The organism is Alicyclobacillus fastidiosus (genome assembly GCF_026651875.1).
In the GTDB taxonomy this organism is placed as follows: Bacteria; Bacillota; Bacilli; order Alicyclobacillales; family Alicyclobacillaceae; genus Alicyclobacillus; species Alicyclobacillus fastidiosus.
On record NZ_CP104067.1, the window covers coordinates 3,494,780 to 3,511,251 of the forward strand.

Here is a 16,472-nt window from a genome sequence, read left to right on the forward strand (position 1 = left end):
CTCCCTGCAGGCAGGTGTAAATCGACAGCGAAAGCCGCTTCGACTTTCAGTCCTCGCTATGTTTTTGCAAGCGACAGAGCCCATGTAGTTGTCGACTATTCTGGGGATGACCACCTTTGTTCAATCCGGAAAAATTTCCAAATGCCATAAGACAGTCCCCAAGAGAGAACAAATAGAGACACGATGACAAATCCTAGGTTACCTAGATCCAGGTTGTCGAGCCAGCCGAAAAAACCTTGGCTCGCTCCAAATTGGGGCATGAGGATTTGAAGTGCCTCGACGAGCCCAATCACAAGGGCGGAGACAACGGATAATCCCGTCACCGTCAAGTTGTAATACATCTTGCGGACGGGCGTCGCCAAGGCCCAGTTGTAGGCGGAGCTCATGAAGACGCCGTCCGCCGTATCCATCAGGCTCATAGCGGACGCGAAGAGCAGAGGCAGCGACAAAACACCTGTGACCGGGAGCGAATTCTTCGCCGCTCCAGCCGAGATCGCCAAGAGTGCAATTTCACTGGCGGTGTCGAATCCGAGCCCAAACAGAAAGCCAATCGGGTAGATGTGATAATCTCGGTTCACCAACCGAAAGAGCGGACTGACGAATCTGGTGATCAGACCGCGCGACTGCAACAATTTCTCCATTTTTTCCTCACTGATCCGGCTTTGCCTCATCTCCTTGAACAATCGGGAGATGTTGATGAGGATGGCGCAGTTCAGCAGACCGATGAGAATGAGGAAGGAGGAGGAGACAAGTGTCCCAACGATTCCACCGACGGTTTGTAACTGCGGAATGTGTCGTTGGGCCCACTCTACGGCAAAGGCAGTAACCACCGCCATGACACAAACCACCGTGGAGTGACCAAGCGAAAAATAAAATCCTACGCCGATGGCACTTCGCCTTTGCTGTCTCAGTTTCCGAACCGTGTTGTCAATTGCGGCAATGTGGTCCGCATCGAATGCATGACGGAGGCCAAATGTGTAAGCTAACAATGCGAGCCCTAGCAGCGACGGGTGATGCGGAATGGCCGTCATCAAAAAACTGATTCCCACTACGTGGAGAAGGACGACGACGACACCATAGCCTACCCAGCCAGGCTTCCCAGTTCCATGTGCTTTTGTTTTCACGTCTGCCCCTCGCAATCCAGAAAAGCCTGTTGATGCACGTCACCAAAATCGATTCAACGCACTCACGGTTTTCTCACTGTCACCTGATCTGTCGTCTGGAATCAATGCGCCCGCCGGAGGATACGGATTGTAGCGAATGCCTTGTAGATTCGGGGGGCTATTTGCCGCTCGTGGCCATCTCCGCATCCTCCTGACGCCGCAGGTGAGCCTTACTCGACGTTGGTCTTGACCACTAACATCTCGGCCACGATCTCGGCATTAAGCGCTACACCCTGCCTGTACTCAGGTGCGTTCTCGAGCTGTTCCAAATCATTCAATCCCGAATATTTGTAGATTCGGTTGATGGCTGAGATCATACGCACTGGATGCTCGGGGTCCGCGTTGAAATGTTGATGAATGGTGTTTGGCGGAATGTAGATCACGTCCCCCGACTTCCACTCGAACCGCTTGACTTCAGCCTGTGGTACCCAATGATACGTATCGGTGATCTCGACATCGCAGTCCTGATGCAAATCGTATCCTCGCCCCTCCAGGACGTATAAACACTCTTCTGCCAGATGCCGATGCTTGCCGGACCGACTACCAGGGGGGATGATCTGCATGTACGCGTCAACCGTTTCCATTCGCGTGTTCATCTGGGGGTTGATCATGTGCTTCAGAATACCTTGTGGCGCTAGCTCCCACGGCATCTCAGAAGGTTTGACGATCTTCTTGCGCCCCTTGTCGCGAATGGGTTTCTCCACGGCATCTGTCAGTGTGTCCTGGTAAAACGCCAAACTCTTGTCACCTTGATTCCACGCCTTCGCTTCTCCCCACGCCATATCGCATTCCTCCTACGTTTGCTCAATTAGATTTGTGTATCGTCATCCTGCCGAGGAACGAAGTCGACCCCGTGCTCGGTCGGTTCCGTGGGTCTTGGCACAACCGTTTTCTGGAACAACATGTTCATAAACATATACATAGGTTTGGTCTTGATCACCAAGGCGCGGGCCGGTTTCTCTGGGTCGGCGTTGTTGTGCTGGTGAACGCAGTTATTGTGCACGATGGCGATGTCTCCGGCCTCCCAGTCATAGCGCTCGCCATCGTGAATTTCGTAACCGCGACCGTCTAAAATATAGAACGCGGCTTCGTTTACGTGGCCGTGTTTTTGAGATTTCCCGCCCGGTGCATATTCTTCAAGGTGAATGTGAAGGGTCTGACCCAATCCGTCGACTGGTTCGAGATAGTGTTTGCTAAACGTTTGCGGCCCGTCGAGGAACTGAATGTTGTCCCCGCTTCGAATCCGTGGCAATGACCTCAAGCGCGCCAATTCCGTCTTCAAGTTGTACTCCCCCGCGATGGCACGAACAAAGACCCTATCCTTCTTGCTGTGATAATGGGATTCCGTTCCCATGAACACTCCTCCTCAATCTACGTTCGAAACAACGTTAGCTAAACAAAACGCCCGAGTACAAATGTAAGTCGAGTACTCTTGCGAACACACCCGACGTCAATATCCCCATCGCCACGGCGGCTCCTACCGCCAATTTCCAATTGCGGTGACTCTTCTGAATGAGGAAATAGACGAAGAAAAACAAAGGGATGGCGGGCGCAAAACCAATCAATAAAATACCCAGGATCAACGACGCAGCCCATAGAATCGAAACCCACTGCCCCAGTTGAGAGACCTCCCCAGTCTCTGGTACCGGCTCGGGCGCCAGCGCAATCGGGGGAGTTCCCGCAGTGTCCTTGCGATCGCCGAGTTTTCTATCGTGCGTCAAAAATCGCATCCTGGGTATGAAGTTCCCCATGAGCTGCGTGATGCCGACGATGATCGCCGTCACGCCCACTACCATCGGAATTAGGCGACCTGCCGGAGGGTACCGGGATGCCATGGCAACGTAAACTGACGCAAAGACAATCCAAGCGATGTCGAGGAGCATCTCTAGCCGCAACCGTCTCATGCACTCATTTCCCCCTTCGACTCGACTGGGTTCCGTCTGAATCGCTTCAGATACGGGTTCAGTACGACAAACAAAATGATCAGGATCATAAAGTCTGTCAGCGGGCGTTTGAACATCGATAGGCCAAATAGCTGTTGAGTGAGATACAGGTTCTGCTCCGCCACGGATCCCAAAATGAATCCGATCATCGCCGCTGGAACGGAGTAGTGAAAGCGCTTCATCAACAGCCCGACGATGCCAAACCCAAATACGGCAATCACTTGCCCCATGCTCTGGTCCGCCGCAAACGAACCCAGGGCGGCGAGGGCGAAGATAAACGGCACCAAAATAGCCGTCGGCACCTGGCTGACCCTGGCCAGGTGCGGTACGATGGTGAGCCCCATGGCACTGGACAACAAGCTGCCGATGGCGATGACAAATGCCATCGCGAAGACGGCGTCCAGGTTCGTTTTGAGCATGCTTGGACCCGGCACGATGCCGAGAATCGTGAATCCGCTCATCAAGACGGCCATTCCCACTCCGCCTGGCACACCCAAGGCGACTGTAGGGACGAGATTGCCCGCCTCTTTCGAAATGGACGAGGACTCCGGTGCAATGATGCCCTCCGGTATCCCGGTTCCGAATTTTTCAGGGTGCTTCGACGTCTTCATCGCCTGCCCATACGAGATGAAGTTGGCGGCGACGCCACCAATGCCTGGGACGACGCCGAGGAGGGTGCCGAGAATCGCAGACCGAATCATCAACCACGGATGTGCGAGGACGTCCTTCATGCCGTCTAGCACGCCGGAACCTGGCGTCTTCCCCAACAGGTTGACCCTTCCCTCCTCAGTGCGCGCCCGCTTCAGGCTGTACAGGTGGAACATCTCGGCGAAAGCAAAGATCCCGAGCGCTACCGCCGTGATGTTGAACCCGTTGTAGAGAGCCAATTGGTGAAAAGTGAAGCGCTGGACGCCGGTGATCGGGTCGTACCCGACAAATGACATCATCAGGCCGAACAACCCCGACAATAACCCTTTCGTCATCGAGCCCGAGCGCATTTGCCCAATCAGCACAATCGCCAAAATCGCCAGTACGAGGTACTCAGACGGTTGAAACAACTTAATCAGTTGGAACATGAAGGGAATCACGATGAGCAACAATCCTACCCCGATCCAGCCGCCCACCGTCGTGGACAGAGCAGAGATGCCGAGCGCCCGTTTCGCTTGGCCTCGTCTGGTCATGGCATACCCGTCGAATGTGGTGGCCGCCGACTCTGGTGCACCGGGCGTGTTGAGGAGAATCGCCGTGACCGAGCCGCTGAAGTAAATGCCAGAGTGTGCCGCCAACAGCAGACATAAGGCCGGGATCACGGGCATTCCGTAAATAAACGGAAGCAACATGGTCATCAGTACGGCCCCGCCGAGACCGGGAATGGCCCCGACAAACGTGCCGAGCAAAGAACCGAAGAGAATCATCAGCATTCCATCGAGCGTGAACAGCGAGTCAAAGCCTAGTATCATCTGATGCAGCATGATGACACCTCCATGTAGAGGTAGAGCGACGCGGCCTCACAGCGTTCATTTCTGGTCGTCGAGGAGTGGTTTTAACAAATTCGTGTTGTTCATCGCTTCCTGCACCATGTTTGTAAGTTGTGAACCGGATAGATACCCGACGTACAAATGTGCTTTTTGGGCGGCGGCGACAAAACTGGGGTCTTGCAAAGACTGAGACATCGCGTGGTCGAGGGCTTGAACGCGATCCGCCGGAACCCCAGGCGGCGCAATAAAAGCATGGCCGAGGTCCATGATGTTCGCCATCGCTTTTAAGCCGTCGATGGCATTCGCGCTAAGCCCTGCCTGTTGTGCGAGATCGACAATGGTTGGTACGCCTGGCAGCTTATCGAACGATTGGTCAGACTGAAGAACGACCACCTTGGCTTTGCCTCCCGTCTGAGCGATGTCGGAAGCGGAGAGCGATGTGGTGTCGCCGTCTCCTCGCAGAAATGCAGCTTTTTCATCACTGCTTCCACTGAAGGCAGCCACCATGTCGAACGGGATGTGAAATGCGTTGAACGCGATCACGGCGGCGTTGTAATCAGAGCTTCCCTTTCCCGTTGCCAACGCTTTCACCGGCTGCTTCGCCTTCTCTAAATCGGCAAAAGATTGATATGGACCACTGGGGTGGACGGCAATCACGTGCGGATCGTCGTCGGGTCGAGCGAGCCACGTCATCTTTGTAACGTCGAACGTCATCCCACTTGCACCAACCATTTGGTCAAATACGTCGCCGCCCGCATTCGTATCACCAATCGTGAGCCCATCTGGTTTCGCGGCATACACCTCATTCGTTCCAACCAAACCGCCACCGCCCGGTGCATTCACGACTTCAACCTGCTTCAAGTCAAGGTACTTTTGCAGATACGGTGCGATGAGGCGCGCCCACTGGTCGTAACCGCCGCCGGGACCATACGGTACGATAAGTTGCATCGTCTTCCCCCTGAAGAACGCTGCGGCTGACTGTCCAGTTGCCGGCGAAGACGCGGTCGCCGAGCTCGCGGTGGACGACGCTTGTGAAGCGGTCCCACAACCGCTCGCGAGCGTGGCCAAGGTTACGGCAAAAACGGCTCCAAGTGCAAAACGTTTCACAGTAAAGTTCATACTCTCCCTCCGACCTTCGGTAGTGTTCACGGCTTACGGTTTCGGAACGAACAAATCTGTTCGTCGTGCATCGGGTGGAATCGGGTTCCCACAACATGGCCCCAAGGCACACACCATCCGCTTTCGAGACATCACCCCCTTCACGAGGAGAAGAGAAACCGAAGTCAGTGGACGTGTCGAGTAGTGGATGGCCTCCGCTTTGCCATCTCAAACACCAATGACTTAACCGTTACCGGCACGACGCCGGCAGGCTGAATCATGCGTCCGATGTCGATGAAGTCGAAGTCCTGCAACAGGATTCCGTCGAGGACCAACAGTGGACTCGCGACCCCGAGTTCGTCTGTCAGAATCCGCCCGACACTTTGGGCGATGTCGCCGTCGAGCACGAGCGTCACCTGTCGTCTTCCTTTGAACGACTCGGGAATCGCCCTGACGAGTGCTTCACAAAAAGCCCGCAGCCGCGGATACGACGGCGGACCGCCCCAATGAAACGAAAGTGCGAAGTCAGACTGACCGTCGACGAGGTCGAATCGCTTGATGTGATCGGCAATTTGTCTTGAAATTCGCGGCGGTTCAATGTCGTGATGCAAGTCACATGGCGCATGTACGACTTGCAGGTTGCGCACGGGCAAGACTTTAGAACTCGTGAGAAACAGCGTATTGCCACTCATTTGCAGGCTGTATTCAGAAGCCCCTAACACGGTCGCGCGAATCCGCTCGGAGGCGTCGAGCATGGGTCCGACTTCAGAAGCGTGCAAAAAGCGCGCGCGAAGTTCCCGCCCGAGGTAGGGACCGAGGTCTCCGAAATCCGATTGCTCCAGGTCGTAGACGTATTCACCGACGCCGCCGGAGAACACGATTCCGGCGTACGGTGCCTGTTCAGAGAGCGGATCGGTCAGAAACAGGTTGGTTTCCTTGGCGGCGGTGTTCGGGCCCACGACCGCCTCGTATACCCGCTCTGCCATCCACTTCGCGATGCGCTCTTTCACCTGCGAGGTGATGCGCTCGCCCTCTACGAGATGGATGCCAACCGCCTTGGCGGCGGCCTGACCGCCTGGTTCCAAACGCGTGATACACCCGCTCGTATCGGTCGCGATGAGGCGCCCACCGACGTGAATGGCCCCCGTATCCACAACCTTTCCATTTTCGGCGACGGCGAACTTGGTCGTTCCACCACCTATGTCGATGTTTAAGATTCGCGCCTTGCGCTGATAGGAGAGGTAGACTGTACCGGACCCGTAGGCGGCCAGCAGCGCCTCCATGTTGTGTCCCGCAATCGCGCAGACGAATCGTCCCCCCTGAACCGATAGCAGTTGACTGATGGCCTCTGCGTTCTCCCGTCGAATCGCCTCGCCGGTCAAAATGACCGCACCAGTATCGACATCCTTCGGTGCCAACCGGGCTTCTCGGTAAGCGTTTTCAATGATGTTCCCCAAGGCCTCTTCATCGATTCGGCGCGCGTCTCGATACGGGGTTAAGGCAATCGGTGAACGATATATAGACTCCCGTCCGATGACGCGGTACCTGCTGGAGAGGGCATTGCCCATGCGCTCCAGGATCAGTTTCGAAAAGACGACCTGCGTGGATGCGGAACCGATGTCCACGCCGACACTCGTCAATTGGAAGTTGTCGGACACCCACAAACCGTTGGTCTCAAGCGACGTTTCGCCGTCTTCCTCATGAAAGTGGTCATCTCCAATGTCGTGAAGATACATGGGGACGATGTCGATGTCGGCGGTGTGCAGCAGGCACGCGCCAAACCCGAAATCCCTATTCATGCAGCGGACCCTGACGCTTCTAAGGCCGCCAGCTCTGCCTCATACGCCGATTTCATCTGCGATCCCAGCCCATTCTTCGCCAGTTCTTCTTCAAAGACGCGACGCACCATCTCGTCCTCATCCGCGTAATCGATTTGATCTCCGCCGATGCGCTTGCTGATCCACGCTTTCGGTACGCCCTGTTCGTTGCGAATGGACGTTCCTTCGTACTTCAAGGCCAGATAACGAGCGGGTGTCACCCCTGTGTTGAAGTGTTGATGATACCACCGATCCGGCGGAACAATCATGCTCCCCTCCTGCCAGTCATAGCGATTCAGCGGGGAATTTTCGGGCCACATGAAACTGAATCCGGAGCCGTCAAGGATGATGACGTGCGCGCCAGGTCCGTGTAAATGTGCCTTCTTGTACGTGCCGACGGGAAATTCGGAAATATGGCTGTTCATCGATCCCTTCGCCAAGTTAAAGCGAATATGGCCGCCCCCGGCGCCTCGTTCCTTCGCATTGATGAGGGGCAACGACCGCGTGTCGGCGACAAAATTCGTCTCCAAGAGGAACCCGCTTTGCGTCCCCTCGTTGGCAAAGTACTCGGGTTCCCCGTGGAAGCGGCTCGTGAAGTCATACGGTGTATTGAACACAAAATCGACTTCCTCGTACAAGTTGATGACCATTGGCGCGTTGGTCACGGCCAGGTAGCGAGCCTTTTCTAGACCAGACCCATTGAAATGCTGGTGCCAACAGTTGAGGGGGATGGCAAACAGTGAGCCAGCGTTCCATTCAAACGTCACACGTTGGCCTGCATCATTCCACACAGAGGTCGATCCGTGCCCATCCAGGACGTATATCATCTCCTCGTACAGTTGTCGTTGAGGAGCGAGTTTCCCGCCCGCAGGAATGTCGCACACGTAACAGTCGTTTGAGTGCCTCGACGCCTCGTGGTTGATATAGACGCCGGCTCCCCCGCGCCGCGGCCACGGTTTCACGTCGACATGGTGCAAATTGGGGACATAATGTCCGGCGATGATGTCAAGTCCCTCATTGCGCACCCAGTCCTGATATTTCGAACCCTTTTCTGTGGCAAACCGTTTTGCAAGCTCTTCCGACACTTTTGGCACTGGTGTTCCCTCCTTCGCATTCGAAACCGCCAATCGCCTAGCTTTGACTACCTAAAACCGCGTAGCCAACTCGTTTGCCAAACCTTCCTCCCACGCGACGCCCCGCGGCAAAATTTGATCGCACCCGCGGCTCCCTCCACGGCCTGCAAATAGTTGCAATATTCAATTTTTTAGACACGAAGCGATGCGTCCCTGGGGCGCGCAGCCACTCGTAATCCGGATGAGGTGGAACCCGTCGCGAGGCCCCATGTAGGTCCATACGACGCCGCCGACTTCCCAGCAAGGGTAAGCGCGCGTCGTCACCTTGTCCTTGAAGTTGCTTTCCGGGGGCTCATTCGGCATATCGACGTCATTGACCAGCCAATGATTTCAACAACTCCTCTCACGTTTGGCTGATTCGATTGTATTCGCGTTTGGCGGAGTCGGGGGGCGAGCTTTTCTGCTATGTAAAACATCCAACAAAATTTTTTACACAAAATTCGCGGAGCGTTCGAACGAGGCCCCGCAAACATGCAAAAAGGCCACTCGCAGGAGTGGCCTTTTATTTCGATAGAATAGCGATTGGTGGGCGTTGACGGGCTCGAACCGCCGACCCTCTGCTTGTAAGGCAGATGCTCTCCCAACTGAGCTAAACGCCCTCGACTGGAGCTCCCAACCAGGCTTGAACTGGTGACCTCATCCTTACCATGGATGCGCTCTGCCAACTGAGCTATGGGAGCAAAACTTGGCTCCCCGAGTAGGATTCGAACCTACGACCCTCCGATTAACAGTCGGATGCTCTACCGCTGAGCTATCGAGGAATGTGGTGGAGGTAGACGGATTCGAACCGACGACCCCCTGCTTGCAAGGCAGGTGCTCTCCCAGCTGAGCTATACCCCCACGGAGTAAATCTGGCAGGGGCGGCAGGATTCGAACCCACGACATGCGGTTTTGGAGACCGCCGTTCTACCAGCTGAACTACGCCCCTATGTAACTGGTGGAGGGGGAAGGATTCGAACCTTCGAAGCTTCCGCAACGGATTTACAGTCCGCCCCATTTGGCCACTTTGGTACCCCTCCGGATTGGAGCCAGCGACAGGAATCGAACCTGCGACCTACTGATTACAAGTCAGTTGCTCTACCTGCTGAGCTACGCTGGCGCTCTTAGCGACAGATCTTAAGTTAACACATCCAAAGCTATTGTGTCAATGCATAATTTTACGCATGAACCCCTGATAAGCATTGGAACTTTGATCCTGTACGCACGGCTCCAATCCGGACGGATTACGCTTCCGAGTCAGCGTCAGAAGACGTGTTTTCGGAAGCGAGATTGACTTGCCGCATCGGAATAAACGTGGAGATGGCATGCTTGTAAATCATCTGTTGCTTACCCTCTGCTTCCACGACGATGGTGAAATTGTCGAACGCGCGCACGATCCCGCGAATTTGGAAGCCATTCACCAGATATACAATGACCGGTATACGGTCCTTGCGTACTTGATTCAAAAACGTATCTTGGATGTTAATTTGCTGCTTGCTCATGGACCGATTGTCACACTCCCATTTTGCGCCTATCCTTTTTATTCGTGGCGGATGTGGTATTTTCCTTCCACGAAATCACGAATCGTGCCCCACATTCGATCCGCCTCTCCGTCGGCGAACGCCCCGTCAGCCGTTCGCTCAAACCAATGAATTCGCGCATCGCGGCGAAACCACGAAAGTTGGCGCTTGACGAAGCGCCGGGTGTTGCGCTTGATGGCGTCGATTGCGTCGTCAAATGTACAATCCCCGCGCAGATATTGCACCATTTCCTTGTAGCCGATGGCCTGTAAAGCGGGGAGCTCTGCGCTGGCCCCGGCCGCCAAGAGGCGCTTTACCTCGGCTTCGAGACCCTGTTCAACCATCTTGTCCACGCGCAGCTCCACGCGCCGATACAGTGCCTGGCGCTCCATCCACAACCCGACGAGCAACACGTCGTACCTCCCCGTCTTCTCCGTGAAGTCGTAGTCGTGGGAGAGCGGCGCCGGGGCCGTCTCCGCGACCTCCAGTGCCCGAATCACGCGCTTGACATCGTTTGGGTGGAGGCGTGCGGCACTGGCGGGATCTACCTCCTGAAGCGCCTGGTGCAACGCCTCGACCCCCTGCGCATCGACGTAGGCCTGCCAGCGAGTGCGGATGTCTGACGCCTGCGGCCGCTCCCCGAACGTCAGGTCATCGGTGACGGAGCGGATGTAGAGCCCCGTCCCACCACAGACAATTGGAAGCCTGTTGCGCTGTGCGATCTCGTGAATGAGATCGTCCGCCGCCTCTTTCCAGGTCGCCACTGTAAACAAATCCATCGGTTCGACGACATCGAGCATGTGATGTGCCACCCCGCGCTGTTCTGCAGGCGACAGTTTCGCCGTTCCGATATCCATGCCGCGATACACTTGCATCGAGTCGGCGGAGATGACCTCCCCACCGTACTCCAGAGCGATATCGATGGCGACGTCGCTCTTGCCGACAGCCGTCGGCCCGACGACACAGATGACTCTTTGCTTGCTCATAACTTCTTATTCCACACTCCGTACGCAATTTTTCGGCGAGGGAGATCCGGTGTCAAGCCAAGGCGATGAAACACCCCGGAAGTCGGCCGTTCCTTCACCACCACACAATTTCGAGCGACGCGCTTTGCCTCTTCCACCGCTTCCGGCAGCAGTGCGGACGATTCGGCGAAACTGCGCAGTGGCGCCATCGAGGACGACTCTTCCTCTGGCGTTCGAAACATCGGATCGAAATAAATCGCGTCGACGCTGTCGTCCGGCTGACGCTTGAGCCATGTGAGGTGATGGACGCAGTGGATGTCGACCCTTCGAAGAAGTTGCGTCGCCTCCGGGTAGCGCGTTGAACCGAACTGCTGTACTGCGGCCAATACCCCGTACAGATAGGGGCTCGCCTCGATGCCGACGACCTGTCCGCCTGGCCCGACCTGACGTGCGAAGACCAGCGCGTCACTCGCAAGCCCCAGTGTCGCGTCGACCACGACGTGCCGGGGCTGTACGCCCATCACCTTCAAGAGCCTATCCGTTTCGCCCCGCTCTATCCGCTCGATCCGCTGCGCCCCCATACTCGGATGGAAAAACAGCGGCGTGGCCGCTTTGCGGTGCCACAATTTCACGGGGTCGTCCGCCACGATAATGGCCTCTACCCCGTATGCTTCGTACAACTGCTCGAGCCCCAGGTCGTCACGCGCGACATAGCGCACGCCAAAGTGCTTCGCGAGCGTGGCCGCCAGCTCAATTTGTCGGGCCGTTGCGTTGCGCGGCGCCGTGGCGATGGCTGGCAACGGAGTCGTCATGTCAGACAATACGCTTAAACTCCTTTTCTAACTGCTTGCCCGTCCACTGGAGGAAGATGGGTCGGCCATGGGGACAGTGAAACGGGTCGTCTGCCTCTGTCAACGCGTGGCACAGGGCCTCTAGTTCCTCTTGCGACAAATACCAATTCGCCTTCACCGCCGCCTTGCACGCCCTCGTCGCAATGACGTCGTGCATCGTCTGGAAGAAATCATCCGTCGATGCGCCCGCACTCGGAATGCGTGCAATCGTCTCCTCAACCAGCGCGTGGACGTCGAGTCCTTCCCACACGTCAGGCACGGTTCGAACGACCACGTCGTAGCCACCAAACGGATCGATAGTCAGCCCCAATTGAGACAGGCGGTCGATTTCCTCTGTCACCCGGGTGTAGACCGAGGGCGTCAACGTCAGTTGCATCGGGGCGAGCAGCGGCATGGCATGCACTTGTCGACCGGACAGCCGCTTGTAGAACTCCTCGAACAGAATGCGCTCGTGTGCTGCGTGCTGATCAATAATATACAACGATTCGCCGTCGTCCGCTAAGACGTACATGCCAAGCGCTTGGCCGATCGGCCGAAGCTGCCAATTTTGCTTGCGGGCCTCTGCGTAAGGCTCCTCTGGCAACGCGCGGTCGTCAGGCGCATTCGACGGGGCTCCTTGGCCGCCCGTGACCAAGGCTTCCGCCCCGACCTCGCCAGAGGGCGGCCTGCCGTACGCCATATCCAGTTCCCGCGCAGTCGCGGTCTGCGGCCGTGCACCACTGGGATAGGCGAGGCGCGGTCCACTGCCAGACGCCCTCATCTTGTCACGGCCCGTCCCTTCATCCGCCTGTCTGGGGCGAAAATCGAGGGCGAACGGTTGTGCCTCCGACACTTCCCGCGGCCTGCGCCCCTCCGGCGTCGGCGCCAGCAGCGTCCCGTCGAGCGCCTTGGCAACTGCGCGCGCCACGCACCGGCACACGTCGGCCTCTTCACTAAACCGCACTTCCGCCTTGTGCGGGTGCACATTCACGTCAACGAGACTCGGGTCCATCGCAATCGCGATACTGTACACTGGCTGTTTGCCGATCATCAAGCGATTTTTGTACCCTTGTACAACCGCCTGGTGCACCGCCACGTTGCGCACCGGTCGACCGTTGACGAACAAATGGGCTTGCGCTTTGCTGTTGCGCCCTTGCGTGGGCCGTCCGATAAATCCCGTGACGCGGTAATCGGGCGTCGCCTCTTCGATGGCGAGCAGTTGCTTTGCCTCGCCGACGCCGTACAGCGCCGCGAGCACCGCTCGAACGTCCCCGTTCCCCGGCGTTTGAAAGAGCACGTGATGCTCCGTCTGACAGGTAAACGCCACATCTGGCCGAGACAGGGCGGCCTTTTGAACAGTCTCGACCGACTTGGCCTGCTCGGTCTGGACCGTCCGCAGGTACTTCAGTCTGGCAGGGGTGTTGTAGAATAAATCGGCAACCTCAATTCGCGTTCCGAAGGTCGCACCCACGTGCTCGACGGGGGACATCTCCCCGCCTTCCACACGGACGCAGACGCCGTATTCACAGCCTCTCTCCCGCGTCGTCAAGGTCACCCGCGACACCGCCGCGATGGACGCCAACGCCTCGCCGCGAAAGCCCAGGGTGTGAATTCGCACGAGATCTCGCTCGTGGAACAGTTTGCTCGTCGCGTGGCGGAAAAACGCAATTTGCGCGTCTTCCTCGTCCATTCCGGCGCCGTCGTCCTGCACGATGATCTGTGCGATGCCGCCCTCTCGCAGTGTCACGGTGATCTGCTTCGCCCCCGCATCCAGACTGTTTTCCAGCAACTCTTTCACGCACGAGGCCGGGCGAACCACCACTTCCCCTGCGGCAATTTGATTGGCGAGCGAGGTCGACATCGTTTGAATGTTCCCCATTACAAGAGTTCCCTCGCTTTCTCAATCAACTCATTCAGGCGATTCATCGCCTGAAGTGGCGTCATCGAGAGCAGATTCTCCGCTGCCACCGCCTCCGCGAACGACCGATAGGGCCCGTCGAACAGCGCGAGCTCGGGCGACGTCTGTGCCCTTTCCTTCCCATTCGCGGCGCCGCCGCCGCTCTCTTCAACGGGTCGCTCTCGCACTTCCGACGTGGCGGCCGCGAGCGCGAGAGCACTGTCGGCCCCAGCGGATTCACGGGCCTCAAGCAGCGCTTGTGCCCGGCGAACGACGTGTGGCGGGAGGCCTGCCAGTTTGGCCACCTGAATCCCATAACTGCGATCCGACGGGCGAGTGACGACAGTGTGCAAAAACGCGATGCCGTCTTTTTTCTCCTCGACCGCCATCGAATAATTGCGCACCGACGGAAACCGCTCCGAAAAGTTGATCAGCTCGTGATAGTGCGTCGCGAACATCGTCAAGGGCTTTTCCTCTCGGCTCGCCAGTTCCTCGAGCACCGCCTCGGCGATGGACAACCCGTCGTAGGTCGACGTTCCTCGCCCGATTTCATCGAGCAAGACGAGGCTGCGCGATGTCGATTGGCGCAGGATTTCCGCCAGTTCGATCATCTCGACCATAAACGTACTCTGACCCCGGCCCAGGTCGTCCGCCGCCCCAATGCGCGCGAAAATCTGGTCGACTATCCCGACGACCGCCCGCTGTGCAGGTACGAAGCTCCCCATCTGCGCCATCATGACGATGATCGCCGTCTGGCGCATATACGTACTTTTTCCGCCCATGTTTGGACCCGTCAGGACGATGATGTGCTCCCCTTGCACGAGCCGCGTATCGTTTGGTACAAACTGACCTGTGGCCATCGCTTCCACCACCGGGTGACGTCCGCCGACGATGTCAATCCCCACGGAACGGTTGATTTGCGGCCGCACGAATCGGCGCTCACTGGCCACGTGCGCGAGCGACTGAACGACGTCGATTTGAGCGAGCGCGTCAGCGAAACTCTGGATGTCGGTTCGCCGTTCCAGCACGCGGTCGCGAAACGATTGAAACAGCTCTGCTTCCTTAGCCATGGCGCGCTCCTCGGCGGAGAGGATCTCCGCTTCTCGCTCTTTTAACTCAGGAAGAATAAAGCGCTCTGCACCCGTCAGCGTCTGCCGTCGCTCGTACTCAGCCGGAACGCTTGCAAGATTCGCCTTGGAGACCTCGATATAGTACCCAAACACTTTGTTGTAGCCGATTTTCAACGACTTGATACCAGTTCGTTCGCGCTCTCTCTGTTCGAGGTCGCGCAGCCAGGTCCGACCCGACGTCTGCAAACTGCGGAGTCGGTCCAGTTCATCGTCCACCCCGCTTCGAAACATGCCGCCGTCCCGCGTGAGAGCCGGCGGCTCCTCGACGACACTCGCCTCGATGTGGAGGGCGAGTGGCATTAGGTCCGGCAACTCGTCAATCAGCGACGAAACGAGTTCCGGCGCTTCGGCCGCCTCCAACGTCTCGATAACGGCTTGTCCTTTGACGAGCGAATGCGCAAGCGACAAAAGGTCGCGCGCATTGGCGCTGCCAAATGCGAAGCGGGCGACCAAACGGGCGAGATCGTGAATGCCGCGTAGCGAATCTCGCACTTCTTCGCGCAGTATCAGGTCGTCGACAAAGAAGCCCACCGCGTCGTGACGGCGGACGATCTCTGCCTCCTGACAAAGCGGCCGCTCCAACCACGTTCGCAAAAGCCGCGCGCCTGCCGCCGTCACCGTCGCGTCGAGCAGCCCGAGCAGCGACCCCTTCTTCTGACCGTCTCGAGCCGTCTGTGTGATCTCGAGGTGATGAATGGCCGTCTGATTGAGGGCTAAGTGCGTGTTCCGAAACAGTGGGCGAGGATCTTGCAGGTGCCGAAGTTTCATTTTCTGCGTTTCATCTATGTACGTCAGAGCAAGGAGCAGCGCGAGGGTGGACGCTGACGCCTCACAGAGCCCAAGCGCCGTCATGCTCGTCACATTGTACTGCTCTTCGACGAGCTGCTTGGGGCCGCTCTTACGCGGCGTCAGTAGCGTGGCTGTACTCGATGCAAAGTGGTCAAGCCAACTCGGTACGTGGGCGCCGGCGTTTACGACGATTTCAATGGGACGCAAGAGCCGCAACTGGTCCTGACAAGCCTCTGCATCTGCCTCCCCGATGAGCACCTCCCCTGTGCCGACGTCGACAAAGGCGAGGCCGAAGCGCTGGCCAGATTCGACGACAGCAGCTAGAAACCGCTGGTCCGTCTCTTTCGAGAGCGCTGTACCCGGTGTCACAATCCGAACGACTTCGCGTTGGACCAGCCCTTTTGCCGCTTTGGGGTCTTCGACTTGCTCGCAGATAGCCACTCGGTATCCGCGGTCGATGAGCCGTTCTAGGTACTGCTCCACCGCGTGGTAGGGAACGCCGCACATGGGAATTCTCCCCGCCTCGCCGGCGTCTCGGCCCGTCAGTGTGATATCGAGTTCCCGACTTGCCGTCACTGCGTCCTCAAAGAATAGTTCATAGAAATCCCCCAGTCGAAACATCAACAGCGCATCCTGATGAGCTTCCTTCACTTCCTGGTATTGACGCATCATCGGTGTCAGTGCCATACACTCTTCCTCCCACCAGCACGGCAGAGATGACTTCCTAAAA

At 57.3% G+C, this 16,472-nt stretch carries 13 protein-coding genes and 7 tRNA genes; all 20 read right to left on the reverse strand.

Annotated elements, in window-relative coordinates; genetic code table 11:
* Nucleotides 1-95: 95 nt before the first annotated feature.
* The 20 genes from NZD89_RS17170 to mutS all read right to left on the reverse strand — a co-directional run bounded on the left by NZD89_RS17170 (nt 96) and on the right by mutS (nt 16,429).
* Complete coding sequence (locus tag NZD89_RS17170) at nt 96-1,124, reverse strand: HoxN/HupN/NixA family nickel/cobalt transporter (protein WP_268004013.1); 1,029 nt, start codon at nt 1,122-1,124, stop codon at nt 96-98.
* A 209-nt stretch (nt 1,125-1,333) separates the two neighbouring features.
* Entirely contained in the window at nt 1,334-1,945 is a 612-nt protein-coding gene (locus tag NZD89_RS17175; RefSeq protein ID WP_268004014.1) for a cupin domain-containing protein, read from the reverse strand.
* A 26-nt stretch (nt 1,946-1,971) separates the two neighbouring features.
* Entirely contained in the window at nt 1,972-2,517 is a 546-nt protein-coding gene (locus NZD89_RS17180; RefSeq protein ID WP_268004015.1) for a cupin domain-containing protein, read from the reverse strand.
* 34 nt (nt 2,518-2,551) lie between these two features.
* Nucleotides 2,552-3,067 (reverse strand): tripartite tricarboxylate transporter TctB family protein, encoded by a 516-nt coding sequence (locus NZD89_RS17185; RefSeq protein ID WP_268004016.1) that lies wholly within the window; start codon nt 3,065-3,067, stop codon nt 2,552-2,554.
* Nucleotides 3,064-4,578 carry a tripartite tricarboxylate transporter permease gene (locus NZD89_RS17190; protein WP_268004017.1) on the reverse strand — a complete coding sequence of 505 codons (1,515 nt, stop codon included), beginning with the start codon at nt 4,576-4,578 and terminating at the stop codon, nt 3,064-3,066. Before NZD89_RS17190 ends, NZD89_RS17185 begins: the two co-directional genes overlap by 4 nt.
* Before the next feature lie 45 nt (nt 4,579-4,623).
* Nucleotides 4,624-5,703, reverse strand: a complete 1,080-nt coding sequence (locus tag NZD89_RS17195) for a Bug family tripartite tricarboxylate transporter substrate binding protein (protein WP_268004018.1) — start codon at nt 5,701-5,703, stop codon at nt 4,624-4,626.
* Nucleotides 5,704-5,867: 164 nt separating this feature from the next.
* Nucleotides 5,868-7,481 (reverse strand): ethanolamine ammonia-lyase reactivating factor EutA, encoded by a 1,614-nt coding sequence (locus NZD89_RS17200; RefSeq protein WP_268004019.1) that lies wholly within the window; start codon nt 7,479-7,481, stop codon nt 5,868-5,870.
* Nucleotides 7,478-8,593 carry a cupin domain-containing protein gene (locus NZD89_RS17205; protein WP_268004020.1) on the reverse strand — a complete coding sequence of 372 codons (1,116 nt, stop codon included), beginning with the start codon at nt 8,591-8,593 and terminating at the stop codon, nt 7,478-7,480. The genes NZD89_RS17200 and NZD89_RS17205 overlap by 4 nt, the downstream gene beginning before the upstream one ends.
* 562 nt (nt 8,594-9,155) lie before the next feature.
* A tRNA-Val gene (locus NZD89_RS17210) sits at nt 9,156-9,231 on the reverse strand.
* A gap of 5 nt (nt 9,232-9,236) precedes the next feature.
* Nucleotides 9,237-9,312: transfer RNA gene (locus NZD89_RS17215), tRNA-Thr, on the reverse strand.
* Between the two features lie 6 nt (nt 9,313-9,318).
* Nucleotides 9,319-9,393 (reverse strand) — tRNA-Asn (locus NZD89_RS17220).
* Between the two features lie 3 nt (nt 9,394-9,396).
* Nucleotides 9,397-9,472, reverse strand: a tRNA-Ala gene (locus NZD89_RS17225).
* Between the two features lie 12 nt (nt 9,473-9,484).
* A tRNA-Trp gene (locus NZD89_RS17230) sits at nt 9,485-9,560 on the reverse strand.
* Nucleotides 9,561-9,567: 7 nt separating this feature from the next.
* Nucleotides 9,568-9,651, reverse strand: a tRNA-Tyr gene (locus NZD89_RS17235).
* Nucleotides 9,652-9,655: 4 nt separating this feature from the next.
* Nucleotides 9,656-9,731: transfer RNA gene (locus NZD89_RS17240), tRNA-Thr, on the reverse strand.
* Nucleotides 9,732-9,855: 124 nt separating this feature from the next.
* Nucleotides 9,856-10,113, reverse strand: coding sequence for an RNA chaperone Hfq (gene hfq, locus NZD89_RS17245; protein WP_268004021.1), 258 nt, complete (start codon nt 10,111-10,113; stop codon nt 9,856-9,858).
* A 38-nt stretch (nt 10,114-10,151) separates the two neighbouring features.
* Complete coding sequence (gene miaA / locus NZD89_RS17250) at nt 10,152-11,117, reverse strand: tRNA (adenosine(37)-N6)-dimethylallyltransferase MiaA (protein ID WP_268004022.1); 966 nt, start codon at nt 11,115-11,117, stop codon at nt 10,152-10,154.
* Nucleotides 11,114-11,908, reverse strand: a complete 795-nt coding sequence (locus NZD89_RS17255) for a class I SAM-dependent methyltransferase (RefSeq protein ID WP_268008520.1) — start codon at nt 11,906-11,908, stop codon at nt 11,114-11,116. The genes miaA and NZD89_RS17255 overlap by 4 nt, the downstream gene beginning before the upstream one ends.
* Nucleotide 11,909: 1 nt before the next feature.
* Nucleotides 11,910-13,805, reverse strand: coding sequence for a DNA mismatch repair endonuclease MutL (gene mutL / locus NZD89_RS17260; RefSeq protein ID WP_268004023.1), 1,896 nt, complete (start codon nt 13,803-13,805; stop codon nt 11,910-11,912).
* Nucleotides 13,805-16,429 (reverse strand): DNA mismatch repair protein MutS, encoded by a 2,625-nt coding sequence (gene mutS, locus NZD89_RS17265; protein WP_268004024.1) that lies wholly within the window; start codon nt 16,427-16,429, stop codon nt 13,805-13,807. The genes mutL and mutS overlap by 1 nt, the downstream gene beginning before the upstream one ends.
* Nucleotides 16,430-16,472 lie beyond the last annotated feature (43 nt).